Below are 2,203 nucleotides of genomic sequence, written 5' to 3' on the forward strand. Positions count from 1 at the left end.
GGACGGCGCGTCCTTCGATGGTGCTTCCGGCGAGGTGCTGGCGGTGGGTGTAGTGAGCATGCTGGCCGGGTTCGGACTCGGCCAGCTGACGCGTCTGGCCACGGCAGACACCTCCCCGTACTCCGCGCGGAGTTCGGAGGGTGAATGGTGCTGCTCGGTGGCGAGCCTCGAGGACTCCCCTCGAGGACACCTAAACGGCAAACCACCAGCTGCTTCGTCTGCACCGGCTCGGTGACAGCGCGAGGAGTTGGTGGCTGCATTCGTATCCCGCACCGGCACGCTCCGCGAGCCCATCCGCTTGCGGGACTCCCTCCTGTCGAGATGTGGCGGAGCTTGATGACCGCCCGCCGGGGAACGTTGGCGAAACGCCCCTGGGCCGCATCCTCTGTCAAAGATGCGTTGTCTCGCGAGGTCGCGCGCCGGTGGACGCCCTGGGGAGGCGATTGCGGTGTCGAGGGGGCAACGATGAGCTCGTTCTGCCGTTCACCGATCATGAACCTCATGGAGGACCAGCAGGCGCCGCAATCGGCCGAGAGCGAGGCAAAAGTCATCACGCCCTGCGGCTCGACCAAGTTTGAGGCTGAGTTCGCGGAGGTCAACCAGCAGCTCACGATGGGAGGTTGCGTCGTGATCAGCCTCGGAATGTTCAGCCTCCCCGATCTGCCGGACTACGACTGGATAGCCGATGGCGCGGACATCAAGGGGCGGCTCGGCGCTGTGCACTTCCAAAAGATCCGCATGGCAGACGAGGTGTACATCGTGGATCCGGGCGGCTACGTAGGCGAGTCAACCCGACGGGAGATTGCCTACGCCGAGTCGCTCGACAAGCCGGTTCGGTATCTGAGTCGCGAGCGCCTGCCTCGAACCGGAGACGTCCCCAAGAGTGAGTCCAACCGGCGTGCCGCAATTGGCGGCGGCTCTTTAGGTGACCAGGCGAGAGGGCTCGGTCATCCGGCATCATTAGCTCATGGTTGAGGAGAACTCGGAAACTCACACTGCGAGGGCCGCCGGCGGCGACTTGAGCCGTCCATGGCAGACGCTCTCGTCCGGCTTCGAGCAGGCGCGCGCCCGCGAGGACTCCCTGGATCGACTCGTTGAGTGGCCTGCGCAGCGCGCTCTCCTCGGCGAAGTCACCGGACTCGCCATCCTGGACGCCGGCTGCGGCAACGGTGCCAAGATCGCACAGCTGGCCAGCGACGGGGCCGCCGCGTCGGTCGGCGTGGATATCAGCGGGAACTTCATCACGCCGCCGCTGGGCGTCGAGCTCATCGAGGGTGATCTCTCCGATCTGGCGGCGGTGCCGGGGCTCGCGGGCCGGCGGTTCGATCGGATCCTGTTCCTGCAGTCGTTCGGGTACGCCGCGGATCCGGTCCGGGCTTTGCAGATCGCGCGCGAGATGTTGACCGGGGACGGCTTCATCCTGCTGACCAGGACTCACCCGGTCCGGTATGCGATCGAACGGGCGGAGGAGAACGGGACCTTGCTGGGGGAGGAGTACTTCGCCACCGAGTCGTTCGCCTACTGGCACCGCAACTGGAACGACCAGGTGACCCTGACCAAGCGGCCGTACACGATGTCGGACCTGCTGAATACCTTCAGCGCGGCTGGGCTGTGGATGGAGACCGCAGTCGAGCCGCGAATGCCCGCCGAAGCCGCCGAGCGCTTCCCGCACAAGCAGGAGGTGATGAACAAGTATCTCGGCATCCTGATGTTCAAGCTCCGGCCGATCCCAGGTCGGTAGGCCGAGCCTGAGGTGCTCGTCAACTCGGGTCGCCGCTGACGTGGAGGTAGTAGTCGAGGATGCCTTTGGCGTCAGGATCGCTGCGGACGAAGACGTATCCCGTGGGTTAGCACGGTGCGAGTCGAGGCGACGTTCGTCGGTTGGATCGTCGCCCAGATGCGCGCGTGGCCCACTAAGAGTGCGAGCAGACTGCTCTGAAGCGCCTTCGGATGCCCTCGAATGTCTACTCATTGAGTGAATCTTGACCTTGACAGCGAGGTGTCAAGATTCGCTGCATCTCGACACCTCCACAACTCGAGCCATCGGCTCTCGTATCTCCTTGAAGTTTCGGTGGGACGCTGCCTGACCTGCGTAAACGCGGCGCGGGGCGCCACGTCCCCCCGCCATTCGACGGTTCGGGGGGGATGCGGGGACGCTGAGCCGCCACGCTGCGGCCCGTGACCAAAGTCAGCAGCGCCAGAG

Annotated in this window: 2 protein-coding genes; both read left to right on the forward strand. The window is 65.2% G+C overall.

The annotated features are described in order from the left end of the window. Positions 1–501: 501 nt before the first annotated feature. Positions 502–975, forward strand: coding sequence for a hypothetical protein (locus ELR45_RS34005; protein WP_205857813.1), 474 nt, complete (start codon positions 502–504; stop codon positions 973–975). Continuing rightward, complete coding sequence (locus tag ELR45_RS34010) at positions 968–1,741, forward strand: class I SAM-dependent methyltransferase (RefSeq protein ID WP_129670238.1); 774 nt, start codon at positions 968–970, stop codon at positions 1,739–1,741. The genes ELR45_RS34005 and ELR45_RS34010 overlap by 8 nt, the downstream gene beginning before the upstream one ends. Positions 1,742–2,203: the final 462 nt, after the last annotated feature.

It is taken from the genome of Phytoactinopolyspora endophytica, assembly GCF_004138495.1.
In the GTDB taxonomy this organism is placed as follows: Bacteria; Actinomycetota; Actinomycetes; order Jiangellales; family Jiangellaceae; genus Phytoactinopolyspora; species Phytoactinopolyspora endophytica.